We start from the raw sequence: 13,035 nt of genomic DNA, 5'->3' as shown, positions 1-13,035 counted from the left end.
CCTTTTTCATTGGACAGCCCGACGGGGGAGGGCAGGGGCTTCCGCCTCGGTGAGCAGCCGGCGCAGCGCCGCATGGCGCAGCGCATCGTAGCCGACCCCGCAGCGGGCGGCGCGCCGTTCGAGGCGCAACAGGCGCCGCAGGGTCGCGCGCCGTTCCTCCACCGACTGCCCGAGGAAGGGCCGCAGCGCCGCCGCCCGGCCCGCGATGGCCTCCTCGGGTTCCTCGCTCCTCACCGCCCTGATGCCGTGGCCTCGATGATGGCGTCTCATATGCGTCCTCGCTGATCGAGGCGGCAGTATCGGTGATGGCGCGAGGGGTGCGGATTAAATTCCCATTGATGCGTGACTCCGAGACGGTTGGTGGTTGCGAGCGAGTATCGCCCGCGTCGCACGAATGTTCTGTATTTGTTCTTGTGCTGTGGATATCCCGAGGATAGGCTTAAATTCCTTTCAAGGAGGTCCGCGATGCCCCGCACCATCCACAGAGCCCCGTGTCGTCCGCCCGGCGGCGATTCCTGTTTCGTCGCGGCACGGCTGGTGGCTGAAGCCGCCGACGTGCCGGTCGACCGGTTGATGCATCCGCGCCGGCTCGACCGTCGCTGCGCTTCGGCGCGCGCGCTTGCCATGTATCTCGCCCATGTTGGGCTCGGCCTGCCGATGACGTGCGTCGCGCAAGGCTTCGGGCGCCATCGTTCCACCGTCGCCCATGCCTGCCGCACGATCGAGGAGCGGCGTGAGGTCGCCGGCTGGGATCGGTGGGTGGCGGCGCTGGAGGAGCATGCCCGCGGTGCCGTCGCCAAGGGAGGTGACCGTGGCTGAGCGCCGGATCGATCGGATCGAGGTGGAGATCGACGGCGTGCGAAGCTGCGTCGCCGTCGATCTGGAAGAGAGCCCGCTCGGCTGGCTGGCACGGCGGCGGGCGCGCGACGGCCGGGGCCTGATCGCGCCGACGCAGCTCATCGCCGGCGAGCGGCTGCGGGCGGATTTCACCCGCGCCGGCATGGCGCCGCGCCTCACCGCCAATTGGGACGCAGTGACGCGGTCCGACCAGCGCGGCAGGACGCCGGGTCTCAACGCCTCCGAGGCCGCGCTCGCCGCGCGCCAGCGCCTGACGCGGGCGCTCGAGGCGGCCGGTCCCGAATTCTCCGGGCTGCTGATGGATGTGTGCTGCTTCCTCAAGGGCCTGGAGCAGGTCGAGCGGGAGCGGCGCTGGCCGGCCCGCACCGCCAAGGTGGTGCTGTCGCTGGCGCTTGACCGGCTGGCGCGGCATTACGGGCTGAGCGAGGCGGCGCAGGGGCCGGCGCGCGCCCGCATCCGCGCCTGGAAGGCCGGGGATGAGCCGGGAAGCGAGCCGGGAAATGCGCCTCAGTAAACCGCGTCGGCGAGCGCCCGGCGCGCATCGGCGCGGATGCGCTCCACCATGGAGCGCAGGCCGTTCGAGCGCTGCGGCGTCAGATGGTCCTTGAGGCCGATCCGCTCGAACACGGCGGCCGGGTCCGTCGCCACGATGTCGCTGGCGGAGCGGCCGGAATAGAGTGCGAGCAGGATGGCGACGAGGCCGCGCACGATGTGCGCATCCGAATCACCGATAAAATCGAGTCGCGGACCATCCTCGCTGGCCATGGTCTCGCTCACCAGCCAGACCTGGCTGGCGCAGCCCTGCACCTTCGACGCTTCGGTGCGTCGCTCCTCCGGAAAGGGCGGCAGGGCGCGCCCCAACTCGATGAGGTAGCGGTAGCGGTCGTCCCAATTATCGAGGAGCTCGAAATCCTCGATGATGCTGTCGATCTTTGATGTCATCGGCGCCTCTTGGCCGCGCATATAGGGGTCGCAGGCGGACGAGCGCAATGTCCGCCGCTTCACCTCCCGTTCGCAACGGTCAGGCCGGGCGCTTGGGGGGCAGGGGAACCGAGGTGCCGGCGGGCGCCGCAGGGCTGGTCGCAGCCGGTACCGGGCCGGAGGAGCCGGTGACGGCGGGCGGCACGAGGCCTGCCGGCAGCCGCGGACCCTGCCAGGCGGGGCTCAGGTCGTGGGTGGTCAGCGTATCGCCGGCCGGCGCGCCGGACGCGCGCGAGGCAGCCTTGCGCTTCTCCTCGACGATCTGCTCGGTGATGTAGCTGAGCGCGAAGCGGGCGCCGGCCTCTGCGCGCTCGCCGATCATGTCGATCAGGCTGGCGCCGATGGCGCAGGCCTGCGGCTGGCGCGCGCAGAAGCCGCTCGCATCCGCCATTGCCGAGGTTGCCGCGGAGAACGCGTCCATCGCGCTGACCTTGGGATCTTCCCCCGTCGGCGTGCCGTGCAGGGCCGGCCCGCTCGCCACCGCCGGCAGCAGCAGGAAGACGATTGTCAGCCAGAAACTGATACGCAGCAGGAAGAACATGATCCTTCTCGCGGTCCTCGCCCATGGAACCCTTCAGCTACCGGACAATAACGGTCGGGGGTTGCTCAACCGATGTCGGAATCGTGCAAAATCGGATGATCGCGGAAAGCCGGTGTTAAGCACGTCGCCGCTTTTTAGGGTTCGCTTAAATCCCCCGTGGCAAGGTGGAGCCTGACCGCGCCGATGTGCGCCATGATTCGGTTGCCATGCCCCGTTCCTATGCAAGCGACCTTCTGGTTGACGATATCGACCTCGACGGCGAGCGCGTGGCGGGGCCGCCTTACCGCGCCGGCCGGCGCCGCTCCGACGTGTTCATGGTGGTCGTCGCCGCCGCCGCGAGCGCGGCGGTGCTGTTCAATGCATTGGCGCTGCAGCAGGCTCGCCAGGGTGCCTCGTCGCGCCAGGCGGCGCCGCTGCCTGCCGCCGCACCCGCCGATATCCGCCAGGTCGAGACACCTCCGTCCGCCTCCGCGCCAGCCGCGATCAGCGCGGCACCGGCCGAGTCGCTGATGGCCACACCGGTGGCGCCGCTGCCGCCCTCCAAGCCCGCCCCGCCGCCGCGCCCCGCTGCTCCGGCAGCGGCTTCCGTCGTCACGCCGAGCGTATCCGCGCCGAGTGCGCCGGCGCAGGGCCTGGTTCCGCCCGGCGAGGTGCCGGTGTCGCCGCGCATCATCGAGATACAGAAGGCGCTGGCTCGCCTCGGCTATGGTCCCATCCGTATCGACGGCAGGCTCGGCGCCGCGACGGAAGAGGCGATCACACGCTTCGAGCGGGATCGCCGGCTGCCCGTGACGGGTCAGATTTCGGATCGCGTGATCCGCGAGCTGAACGCCGTCTCGGGCCTTTCCATCCAATAGGCCGGGCGATGCGGCTGAAGAGCGCCATCTGGGTTGCCGCGCTGGTCCGCCGGGCCAACGGCGCCGGGGCCTTCGCCGCCGTGCGCCGGCGCGGCGCCGAGGAGGCGGGCGCGATCTTCGTCAAGGCGACGACGTTCGACGGCACCTGCACGCTCTACGCGGCGGCGCTGCCCTCGCTCGAGGCTGAGCGCACGCCGGGCGTGCGGCTGTTCGCGCCGATTCTGCCGCCGGGTACGCCGGAGAGCGAGGCCGAGCAGCGCATGGTGCGCGAGATCCGCTTCGATCCGGACCTGTGGTTCGTCGAGATCGAGGATCGCGAGGGCCGCTGCTTCCTCGATCTCGCTACGCCCTAGCTGTTGCGCCGCCGGGTTTCCGCGGCTTCCAGCACGGCCTGCGCGTTCGCATGGGGGCCGGCATAGCTGCGCATCGAGGGCGCGTCCTCCGGCCGTTCGCGGGCGATGCGCCGGCCGCCCCGCCAGGACGCCACCAGATGCTGCGCGCTGAGCAGGGGAAGTGAATCGAACATTTCCGCAAGGCGGGACATTTCCCCGGCCGAACGCCCGGTGACCGGATGGAGGCGGAACAGCACGCGCGACAGGATGGCGAAGGACAGGCCGAGGGCTCGGGCGGCGACGGCGAGCGACTGCCCGGTCGCGTCCGCCACGATGCGGGCCGTGTTCTCCGGCGTCGCGCCGAGCGTGCGTTCGAGAAGCGTCGCCAGCTCGTCGGTGCCGGTGGCCTTGGCGGCGTCGAGCAGCGCGTCGATGAAGCCCGGCGGGGGCGCCGCCGGGCGCTCGGCCAGTGGCAGCGGCGGCAGGGTGACGAGCCGCGCGACGAGCAGGGTGCGTTCCTCCGGGCCGGCGGTGAAGAAATCGAGCGGCGACAGAAGTGGAGTGTCGGCGGGAGCCGGTTCCGTATCCGGCGCCGCCGCAAGGGCTGGCGAGGGGGCGTCCTCGGAGGTCGGTTCGGTATGCGGCGGCGGGACCGGGGCAGGCGCCTGAGCGGAAGGCAGGGGGGCGGGAGGCGCGGCGGGGGCCTCCAGTTCAGCGGGCGCATTCCCGGCCGCAAGCGAGGCGGGCGCGGCTTCGGCGGCTGCCGTCCCGACCACCACCGCGACGATGTCGGCCAACTCGATCTCCACCCCTTCCGCAAGGGTCTCGCCGAGGGCGGAGGCGGGCGTCGCGCCCGCCTGTTCCTCCTGCGCTCGGGCGGCGATCTCGACCGGTATCGGGGCGGGGGCCTCGCCGCCTGCGACGTTGGCGCGCGGCGTCTCGGAAGGCGGGATGTCGGCAGGCGGAATGTCGGAGCCGGAAACCGGCGGCTGCGCCACCTGCTCGCTGCCCCGGTGCACCAGCGCGGCAATGCGCTTGGCGAGTGCTGGCGAGACGTCGCGGCGCGCCGCCATGGCGGCGAGATGGGAGGGCTCGGCCCGTTCGGCGAGGCGGGTGAGGTCGTTTTCGTCCAGTACCGGCGACAGGCGCAGGATCGGCCCGGCGAGCGAGAGCGGGCCCGTCGCCAGATACAGCGCAAGCGCGCGCGGCACGGCGGGATGCGGCGCCAGCTCGCGCACATGCTTGGCCGCGACCGGCACCTCCACCGCCTCGATCAGGCGGATGGCGAGGGTGACGAAGCGCGCCTCGGCGGCCTCGGTGCGGATCGGTTGCTTCAGGAACTCGTGCACCAGCAGCCGGAGCATGTCCGGGCGCGTGTCCTCATGGGAGCGACGCACCGGATCGATTGGATCGGAGGGGCCGGAGCCGGAGGTTGAAGGCATGGACGGCGGGCTGCTCGCGAATGGCACCTTGCGTCCCCGGGTGGAGGCGCGAAACCAAGCTAGGCCGCGAACGTTAGAAAGCCGTTAACCATAAATGACCGGTACTGCGACAGTTCGGTCAGCTGAACAGCGGAGGGCGTGATGGGCACGGTGTTGCCGTTTCCGATGCGCCGGACGCAAGGGGAGACCCGCAGCGTCCGTGCGTCGACAGAAAATGCCGGCGAGGTGGTCATCCTCCCCGTCGTCCAGTGCGTGCGGTCCGGGCCGAATCCGCCTGCCCCGACCGTGGGAGCGGAGCAGGGGCCCGTTCACGAATCGCGATAGGCTGCCGCTAGGAGGCGGGGCCGCAGGTCGCCAGATCCATGCGCGCGCGGACCTCGTCGCGGGCGCCGCGTTCGCGCACCATGGCGCGGATGAGGACGATGCCCTCATTGCTCGGCGATTCGACGATGAGCCGGTCGGCGGCGGTGACCTCGTCGTCCTCGGGCAGGGCGGCGCGCTGCTTGGCGTTCATCAGGTCGAGCTCGATGATGGAACGCCCGGCCGAGCGGTCGTTGATGGCGTAGAAGGGTAGTCCGTAGCGCGTGTAGAACGAGACCGAGGTGTAATCCTCGGTGGTCGGCACGCGCACTTTCAGCGGGCCATCGCTGAGATCGTAGAGGCATACCGCCGAGATGAAGGCCGGGTCGGTCGCCGGCAGCACCGCGCCGAATGCGGACGGGTCGTCGATCTGCGCCACCGCATTGGGGCTGCCGACGGCGGACAGGCGCGCATAGGCGTCCTGCTCGGCGAGATAGGGCAGCATGAGCACCGCCGCCAGATGCACGATGAGGCCGAGCACGAGGCCGGCGATGATGGTCAGGATCAGCCGGGTCATCGGCGTTCGCTCCGGCGGCGGCCGCGCTTCGGCAGGGGCTGGCGCGCGCTCATGAACCGCGCTCCCACGGGCAGTGTTCGATGACCAGCCTTGGCATTTCCGGCGCGTCGCTGGTGCGGTTGGCGAGGCCCACCGGCGTATCGTAGAGCCGAAGCGTCAGCTCGATGCGATCGCGGGCGCCGGTCGGCAGCCAGTTGCCCGGACGGGCCCGCGGGCCGAGCACCACGTCGAGCGTGCCGTTGCGGTTCCAGACCACCTCGGCGCTGGTGAAGCCGGAGCGGTCGGCGGCGTTCTCGATCAGGCGGCCCTGTCCGTCCGTGGCGGTCAGAGTCCAGAAGCGCGCCTGCGGCAGGCTACCGGAGAGGCGGATGTCGCAGCGCCCGTCGAGCGCGCGGCCATTGGCGTCCTGCGTGGCGGTGAAAGCGATGCCGTCCGCGAGTTCGAGCGGCAACGCGCCGGCGCGGGCCAGTGTGGCGCGGGCATAGGGGTCCGCCGATTCCGTACCGGCCTTCGGCCATGTCTCCCACGGTCCCGAGCGCACCAGGCCCGGCCCGTAGCCGTTCACCATGGTGAACCAGGTGAGGCCCAGACCGAAGGCGGCGCCGATGGCCAGTATCAGGATGAGCAGCAGGGAGCGCACGGGCGGTAGCTATCCGGTGGAACGGGCGCCCCATGGATGGGCGCATGCGGCGGGAAGGTCAATTGCGGGCGGCGGGTCAGTTGCTTCCCATGAGGCTTGAACCGGGTACCGGAGCGGGCTCCATGGCGGCGGTCGGGCGGCGGACGGGCTGGTCGGCCGCCTCGCGCAGGCGGGCGGAAAGGCTCATCAGGCGTTCGGCGGCGGCGGGTGAGAGCGTGACGGGGCGCTGCACGCCGTCGATCTGGAGCGCGGAGGCCTGCGCCGCCGCCCCGTCGAGCTTGGGGGCCGGCTGGTTGCCGAGGCCCGGCGTCGGTTTCAGCTCGATACCCTGGTGGGCGAAGGCCATCACCTTCTGCCAGGTCATGGCGGGCAGTGAGCCGCCGGTCATCCGGCGCGTCGAGGTGTAGTCGTCATTGCCGAACCAGATCGCCCCTACGTAATTACCGGTGAAGCCGACGAACCAGGCGTCGCGATAGGCGTTGGTGGTGCCGGTCTTGCCGGACACCCTGGTGCCGGGAATCATCGCGCGCCGGCCGGTGCCGTTCTCCACCACGCTGTTGAGCATCGGGTTGATCATGCCGATGATCTCCGGCGGGATGACCACCTTCGGCGCCGTCGCGTTCTGCGCGAAGCTCCACACCGGATCGCCGGCCGGCGTGCGCATCTCGACGACCGCGTGCGGATCGACGGAATAGCCGCCATTGGCGAAGACCGAATAGGCGGTCGCCATGTCGACCACCGTCACTTCGGCGGCGCCCAGCGGCAGGGCGCGAGTGATCTTCAGCTCGGTCTTCAGTCCCATCGCATGGGCGAGGTTGACGATGCGCCCGCGCCCGATCGCCTCCGCCAGCTTCACCGCCACCGTATTGAGCGAGCGGGTGAGCGCATTGATGAGGGGAATCGAGCCGGCATAGGAGCGGCCGTAATTCTGCGGGCACCAGTTGCCGATGCAGATCGGGCCGTCGACCACGATGGTGTTCGGCTTGTACTTCCCGGTCATCAGCGCCGCGGTGTAGACGAACGGCTTGAAGGACGAGCCTGGCTGGCGCAGCGCGTCGGTGGCGCGGTTGAACTGGCTCTCGCCATAATCGCGCCCGCCCACCATGGCGCGCACGGCGCCGTTCGGTTCCATCACCACCATGGCGGACTGCTTGGTGCCGTAATCCTTGCCGAACTGGCGCAGGCTGTCGCGGATGGCGGTGTCGGCGGCCTTCTGGATGTTGGGGTCGAGCGCCGTGCGCACGATGAAGGACCGCTCAGCATAGTTCTTCGGCAGCGTGTCGACGATGCCCTTCACCTGGTCGAAGGCGTAGTCGAGATAATATTCCGGCAGGTCGTCCTGCTTTCGGTCGATCGGCGTCGCCGGGTTGCGTCGGGCGCCGAACACCTGGCCCTCGGTCATGAAGCCGGCATCGACGAGGTTGTCGAGCACGACGCTGGCGCGCCCGCGTGCCGCCGGCAGGTTGACGTGGGGTGCGAATTTCGACGGCGCCTTGAACAGGCCGGCCAGCATGGCCGCCTCGGCGAGGTTCACGTCGCGGGCCGACTTGCCGAAATAATACTGCGCCGCCGCGTCCACGCCGAAGGCGCCGCCGCCCATATAGGCGCGGTCGAGATAGAGCTTGAGGATCTGGTTCTTGGTGAGGTGGAACTCCAGCCACAGCGCCAGGAAGGCTTCCTTGATCTTGCGCTCCAGCGTGCGCTCGTTCGACAGGAACAGGTTCTTGGCGAGCTGCTGGGTGAGGGAGGAGCCGCCCTGCACCACGCCGCCGGCGCGTGCATTCGACAGCACGGCGCGGAAGGTGCCGGGAATGTCGATGCCGAAATGCTCGTAGAAGCGCCGGTCCTCGGTGGCGAGCACGGCCTTGATCAGATGATCGGGGAATTCTTCCAGCGGCACGGTGTCGTTGTGGCGGATGCCGCGCTCGCCGATGGTGTTGCCGTAGCGGTCGAGGAAGGTCACGGACAGCTCGGCGCGCTTGAGCCAGTCGTCCGAGGTTTCCTGGAAGGCCGGCACGGCAAGCGCCAGCATCAGCACCGCGCCGACCGCGCCCCAGGTCATGCCCTCCGAGGCGAGGGAGATGGCGTGGCGGGCGGGGCCCTGCACGTTGAAGCGCTCGGTGAAGGCGACGAAGCCGTCCCAGGCCGCGCGAAGCCCGACGCCGCCGGAATAGATCGATGAGTCGATCCAGGAATCGATGGCCAGCAGCACGTGGCGCAGGCGTCTGCGGAAGCGCGAGGGCGCGCGCTTGCGGCCCGGCTCCTGCGGCGGCCGGTCGTCCGGCGGATCGATGGTCGACGTGTCGTTCAAGCCCAGGCTCCAGGGGCGTCCGAGATGCCCGTTCGAGGCATTCCGCCCTTATAGCCGAGCCGATGCCGCCGGACGAGGGCGGGAACAAGGCTCGCCAGAGCGAAGATGCGACGCTATCTAATGTTTGATTGCCGGTTCGTGAAGCATGGACCGGTCCCCTGATCGCTCCACGGAATTTCCTGGCCTATGCCCAACCCCTCGACCGCCGCCGGCGCGATGCCGTTCTGGCGCACCAAGACACTGGAAGAGATGGACGCCGCCGAGTGGGAGAGCCTGTGCGATGGCTGCGGGCGCTGCTGCCTCGTCAAGCTGCAGGACGAGGACACCGAGGCGATCGCCTATACCGACATCGGCTGCAAGCTGCTCGACGATTTCGGCTGCCGCTGCCGCGACTATCCCAACCGTCAGGCGCAGATTCCCGATTGCGTGCGGCTGACGCCGGAGACGGTGCGCGCGCTCGACTGGCTTCCCCCTTCCTGCGGCTACCGGCTGGTAGAGGAGGGGCGCGACCTCTACTGGTGGCACCCGCTGGTCTCGGGCGATCCCGCGAGCGTCCACGCCGCCGGGGTGTCGGTGCGCGGCAAGGTGGCGGCGCTGGAGGACGAATTGCCGCTGGAGGATTTCGTCGACCACATGGTGCGCTGGCCGCTGCGCCTGCCGCGCGGGGCGGTGCGGCGCAAGGCGGCCGGCTAGCGCCCGTCGCGCCTCGGCGCATCAGCGGCGCCGTCGGCCGCATGACGGCGAAGGCGCTGGCGGCGCGTGGCCTGGAGCGTCTGTAGGGGTGGTTCGAGAGGGTGGTGCGGGCGCTTCGCGGAGTCTTGCGCTGGGCCCCGGATCGGCGCCGCGCTGGCGCGCGGCTTGTCCGGGGAACGGGTGGTTCCATGCCCCGAAGCGGTGGTTCGGCGCGGTGGTTCGGACGCTTGGCGGAGTCTTGCGCTGGGTCCCGGATCGGCGTTCCGCCTGCGGCGTCACTTGTCCGGGAAACAGTGGAGGGGGGCTCGCCCTGTGTTGCGGCTGCGCTCTTGCTGGTGCGGGCTCTCGTTCCCCGGACAAGCGGCGCGTCAGTGCGGCGCCGATCCGGGGTCCAGGGAAGACGCCGCCGCAGGCGTCCAGGGGGAGACACCGCCGGAGGCGGCTCTATCCCAAGGACCTCTCCGCCCGATCGTCCCGTTCGGGACGGCCGCCGCTCACAGCGCGAGCACGCTCCTGTCGACCTGCTCGATGTCCTTGGTGCCGGTGAGCGCCATGGAGACGTCGAGTTCCTTCCGGATGATCTCGATCGCCTGGGCGACGCCGGCCTGGCCGCCGGCGGCCAGCGACCACAGGAAGGCCTTGCCCATCAGGCAGCCCTGGGCACCCAGCGCGCGGGCCTTGAGGATATCCTGGCCCGACTGCACGCCGCCGTCGAACCAGATCTCGCTCTTGCCGCCGCCGATGGCGTCGACGATCCGGGGCAGCGCCTTGATCGAGGACACCGCGCCGTCGAGCTGGCGGCCGCCATGGTTGGAGACGACGATGGCGTCGGCGCCGGTCTCGGCGGCGATCTTCGCGTCCTCGACGTCGAGCACGCCCTTGAGGATGAGCTTGCCCGGCCAGATGGAGCGGACCCATTCGACGTCCTTCCAGGACAGCGAGGGGTCGAACTGCCCGGCGATCCACTGCGACAGCGTGGAGAGGCTGTCGCTCTCCTGGCGCACCGCGAGATTGCCGAAGGAATGGCGCTTGCCCATCAGCACGCTGGCGATCCAGCGCGGCTTGGTGGCGATGTCGAGCGCATTGGCCAGAGTGAGCCGGGGCGGAACGGCGAGGCCGTTCTTGATGTCCATGTGGCGCTGGCCCTGGATCTGCAGATCGAGCGTCAGCACGAGGGCCGAGCATTTGGCGGCCTTGGCGCGCTCGATCAGCGATTCCGAGAACTTGCGGTCGCGCATCACATAGAGCTGGAACCAGAAGGGCTTGTCCACCGCGCCCGCCACGTCCTCGATCGAGCAGATCGACATGGTGGAGAGGGTGAAGGGAATGCCGGCGGCCTGGGCGGCGCGGCAGCCATGGATCTCGCCGTCGCCGTGGAACAGGCCGGTGAGGCCGGTCGGGGCGATGGCCAGCGGCAGGGCGACCTTCTCGCCGATCATGGTGGTGGCGGTCGAGCGGTCGGAGACGTCGATCATCACCCGCTGGCGCAGCGCGATGGCGGCGAGGTCCGCCTTGTTGGCGCGCAATGTGGTCTCGTCATAGGAGCCGCGGTCGGCATAGTGGAAGATGGCGCGCGGAACCTTGCGCATCGCGATGGCGCGCAGATCCTGGATGTTGGTCACGGTGGCCATTCGCGGTCTCCAGCTGCCCCTGGGGTAAATGGATCAGGGGGAGGCTGACATGCCTCCCCCCGGGTATGCGGTGATCCGGGGAGGCTGATACGCCTCCCCGGGCAGACGTCAATGGTGGATGACGAGGCTGGTGAACGGCCAGACATAGGCCTGCAGCGTCACCATCATGCCGACCAGCACCGCCAGCGCGATGGAGTGGAAGAACACGTAGCGCAGGATGGTGCCTTCCGAGTTCTGCCAGCCGGTGGCGGTCGAGGCGACGACGATCGACTGGGCGTCGATCATCTTGCCCATCACGCCGCCCGAGGAGTTCGCCGCCGCCATCAGCGTCGGCGACAGGCCGAGCTGCTCGGAGGTGATCTTCTGCAGGCCGCCGAACAGCACGTTCGACGCGGTGTCCGAGCCGGTGAGCGCGACGCCGAGCCAGCCGAGCAGCGTGCCGAACAGCGGGTAGAACGGCCCGGACATCGCGAAGGCGAGGCCGAGCGTGGCGTCCAGGCCCGAGTACCGGGTGAGGAAGCCCAGGGCCAGCATGATGGCGATGGTGGCGAGCGAGAAGCGCACCTTCCACAGCGTGCGGCCGTAGATCTTCACCAGCGCCAGCGGCGAGAAGCCCATCAGCAGGCCGGCGAGGATGGCCGAGGCGAAGATGCCCGTGCCGGTCATCGACATGATGTTGAAGGTGAAGACGGCGGCCTCGGCATGCGCGGTCGCGACGACCGGCGGCACCTTGAACACCAGATTGTGCAGGCCCTCGAAGGGGATCTTCTGGATGAAGAAGCCGTCCAGCAGGCCCTTCATCTGCGGGATGCCCCAGGCGAAGACGAAGACGGTGAGGATGGCCCAGGGCAGCCACGCCTTGACCAGCGCGCCGGTGGTGGGGCGGGCGGCGCTGAAGTCGGTGGCCTTCTTGGTGCTGACGCCTTCCGAGCCGTCGCCACCCTCGCGGCCCTTCAGCGCGGTCGAGGTCCACAGCTTCTTCGGCTTCCAGACGCGCAGGAAGGCGACGAGGCAGATCATCGACACGATGGCCGCCACCACGTCCACCAGCCAGGGGCCGTGGAAGTTGGAGACGAGGAACTGGGGAACCGCGAAGGAGATGCCGCAGACCAGGATCGCCGGCCAGATCTCCATCATGCCGCGCCAGCCCGCGAAGGCCCAGATCAGCCAGAACGGCACGATCAGCGAGAAGAACGGCAGCTGGCGGCCGATCATCGCCGACAGGTCGAGCAGGTCGAGCCCGGTGACCGCGGCCAGCGCCATGACCGGAGTACCCAGGGCGCCGTAGGCGACCGGGGCGGTGTTGGCGATCAGCGACAGGCCCGAGGCGGCCAGCGGCGAGAAGCCGAGGCCGATGAGCAGCGCCGCGGTGACCGCGACCGGCGTGCCGAAGCCCGCCGCGCCCTCGAAGAACGCGCCGAAGGAGAAGGCGATCAGCAGAAGCTGCAGGCGGCGGTCGCCGGTGATGCCGGCGATGGAGTGCTGCAGCGTGGTGAACGAGCCGTTGGCCTCGGTCAGCTGATGCAGGAAGATGATGTTGAGAACGATCCAGCCGATCGGCATAAGGCCGTAGGCGGCGCCATAGCCGGCGGCGAGGCCCGCCTTGTCGGCCGGCATGCCGAACAGGAACACGGCGATGACGAAGGCGGCGACGAGACCGGCGAAGGCCGCCACATGCGCCTTCATGTGCAGGAAGCCGAGGCCGACGAGCATGACGACGATGGGCACGGCGGCGAACAGCGTCGACAGCGCCATGCTGCCGAACGGATCATATACTTGGTTCCAGGTCACGGACGTTTCTCCGGGGAGCGGGGGGAACGGAGTTGATCTCCGCTTGTCGCAACGGCTCTTGGGCACGGTATCCGCCGTGCC

General features: G+C 69.6%; 14 protein-coding genes. 5 read left to right on the top strand and 9 right to left on the bottom strand.

The window, feature by feature from the left end:
* Positions 1-6 precede the first annotated feature (6 nt).
* Positions 7-270 (bottom strand): hypothetical protein, encoded by a 264-nt coding sequence (locus AC1PZ7_RS19185; protein ID WP_482356781.1) that lies wholly within the window; start codon positions 268-270, stop codon positions 7-9.
* 195 nt (positions 271-465) lie between these two features.
* Here AC1PZ7_RS19185 and AC1PZ7_RS19180 point away from each other — a divergent pair, with 195 nt between their 5' ends.
* The gene (locus AC1PZ7_RS19180; RefSeq protein ID WP_482356780.1) at positions 466-819 is read left to right on the top strand and encodes a helix-turn-helix domain-containing protein; all 354 of its coding nucleotides are present in this window, start codon (positions 466-468) and stop codon (positions 817-819) included.
* On the top strand, positions 812-1,372 hold the full coding sequence (locus AC1PZ7_RS19175; RefSeq protein ID WP_482356779.1) for a DUF6456 domain-containing protein: 561 nt from the start codon (positions 812-814) through the stop codon (positions 1,370-1,372). The genes AC1PZ7_RS19180 and AC1PZ7_RS19175 overlap by 8 nt, the downstream gene beginning before the upstream one ends.
* On the opposite strand, the gene AC1PZ7_RS19170 is transcribed toward AC1PZ7_RS19175, so the two are convergent.
* Together AC1PZ7_RS19170 and AC1PZ7_RS19165 are read right to left on the bottom strand one after the other, a co-directional pair.
* Complete coding sequence (locus tag AC1PZ7_RS19170; protein ID WP_482356778.1) at positions 1,366-1,800, bottom strand: SufE family protein; 435 nt, start codon at positions 1,798-1,800, stop codon at positions 1,366-1,368. The genes AC1PZ7_RS19175 and AC1PZ7_RS19170 overlap by 7 nt on opposite strands.
* A gap of 79 nt (positions 1,801-1,879) precedes the next feature.
* Complete coding sequence (locus tag AC1PZ7_RS19165; protein WP_482356777.1) at positions 1,880-2,380, bottom strand: DUF5330 domain-containing protein; 501 nt, start codon at positions 2,378-2,380, stop codon at positions 1,880-1,882.
* 206 nt (positions 2,381-2,586) lie between these two features.
* Here AC1PZ7_RS19165 and AC1PZ7_RS19160 point away from each other — a divergent pair, with 206 nt between their 5' ends.
* Positions 2,587-3,237, top strand: coding sequence for a peptidoglycan-binding domain-containing protein (locus AC1PZ7_RS19160; protein ID WP_482356776.1), 651 nt, complete (start codon positions 2,587-2,589; stop codon positions 3,235-3,237).
* A gap of 8 nt (positions 3,238-3,245) precedes the next feature.
* Positions 3,246-3,590 carry a DUF1491 family protein gene (locus AC1PZ7_RS19155; RefSeq protein ID WP_482356775.1) on the top strand — a complete coding sequence of 115 codons (345 nt, stop codon included), beginning with the start codon at positions 3,246-3,248 and terminating at the stop codon, positions 3,588-3,590.
* On the opposite strand, the gene AC1PZ7_RS19150 is transcribed toward AC1PZ7_RS19155, so the two are convergent.
* The 4 genes from AC1PZ7_RS19150 to AC1PZ7_RS19135 all read right to left on the bottom strand — a co-directional run bounded on the left by AC1PZ7_RS19150 (position 3,587) and on the right by AC1PZ7_RS19135 (position 8,839).
* Positions 3,587-5,011 carry a DUF2336 domain-containing protein gene (locus AC1PZ7_RS19150; protein ID WP_482356774.1) on the bottom strand — a complete coding sequence of 475 codons (1,425 nt, stop codon included), beginning with the start codon at positions 5,009-5,011 and terminating at the stop codon, positions 3,587-3,589. The two genes, AC1PZ7_RS19155 and AC1PZ7_RS19150, sit on opposite strands and share 4 nt — an antisense overlap.
* Before the next feature lie 331 nt (positions 5,012-5,342).
* Entirely contained in the window at positions 5,343-5,888 is a 546-nt protein-coding gene (locus tag AC1PZ7_RS19145; RefSeq protein ID WP_482356773.1) for a DUF1254 domain-containing protein, read from the bottom strand.
* Between the two features lie 49 nt (positions 5,889-5,937).
* A complete protein-coding gene (locus tag AC1PZ7_RS19140) occupies positions 5,938-6,528 on the bottom strand; it encodes a DUF1214 domain-containing protein (protein WP_482356772.1) in 591 nt (196 codons plus the stop codon).
* 76 nt (positions 6,529-6,604) lie between these two features.
* Positions 6,605-8,839: a transglycosylase domain-containing protein gene (locus AC1PZ7_RS19135; protein WP_482356771.1), complete on the bottom strand. Its 2,235-nt coding sequence runs from the start codon at positions 8,837-8,839 to the stop codon at positions 6,605-6,607.
* 174 nt (positions 8,840-9,013) lie between these two features.
* Here AC1PZ7_RS19135 and AC1PZ7_RS19130 point away from each other — a divergent pair, with 174 nt between their 5' ends.
* Positions 9,014-9,532, top strand: coding sequence for a YcgN family cysteine cluster protein (locus AC1PZ7_RS19130; protein ID WP_482359681.1), 519 nt, complete (start codon positions 9,014-9,016; stop codon positions 9,530-9,532).
* A 494-nt stretch (positions 9,533-10,026) separates the two neighbouring features.
* Here AC1PZ7_RS19130 and AC1PZ7_RS19125 read toward each other — a convergent pair whose 3' ends face one another.
* Together AC1PZ7_RS19125 and AC1PZ7_RS19120 are read right to left on the bottom strand one after the other, a co-directional pair.
* Positions 10,027-11,163: an alpha-hydroxy acid oxidase gene (locus AC1PZ7_RS19125; protein WP_482356770.1), complete on the bottom strand. Its 1,137-nt coding sequence runs from the start codon at positions 11,161-11,163 to the stop codon at positions 10,027-10,029.
* Positions 11,164-11,271: 108 nt separating this feature from the next.
* On the bottom strand, positions 11,272-12,954 hold the full coding sequence (locus AC1PZ7_RS19120) for an L-lactate permease (protein WP_482356769.1): 1,683 nt from the start codon (positions 12,952-12,954) through the stop codon (positions 11,272-11,274).
* Positions 12,955-13,035 lie beyond the last annotated feature (81 nt).

Source organism: Ancylobacter sp. TW_SC_1, assembly GCF_056836805.1.
Note: the sequence above shows the minus strand (reverse complement) of the source record. Positions and strands in the feature narration are given on the sequence as shown.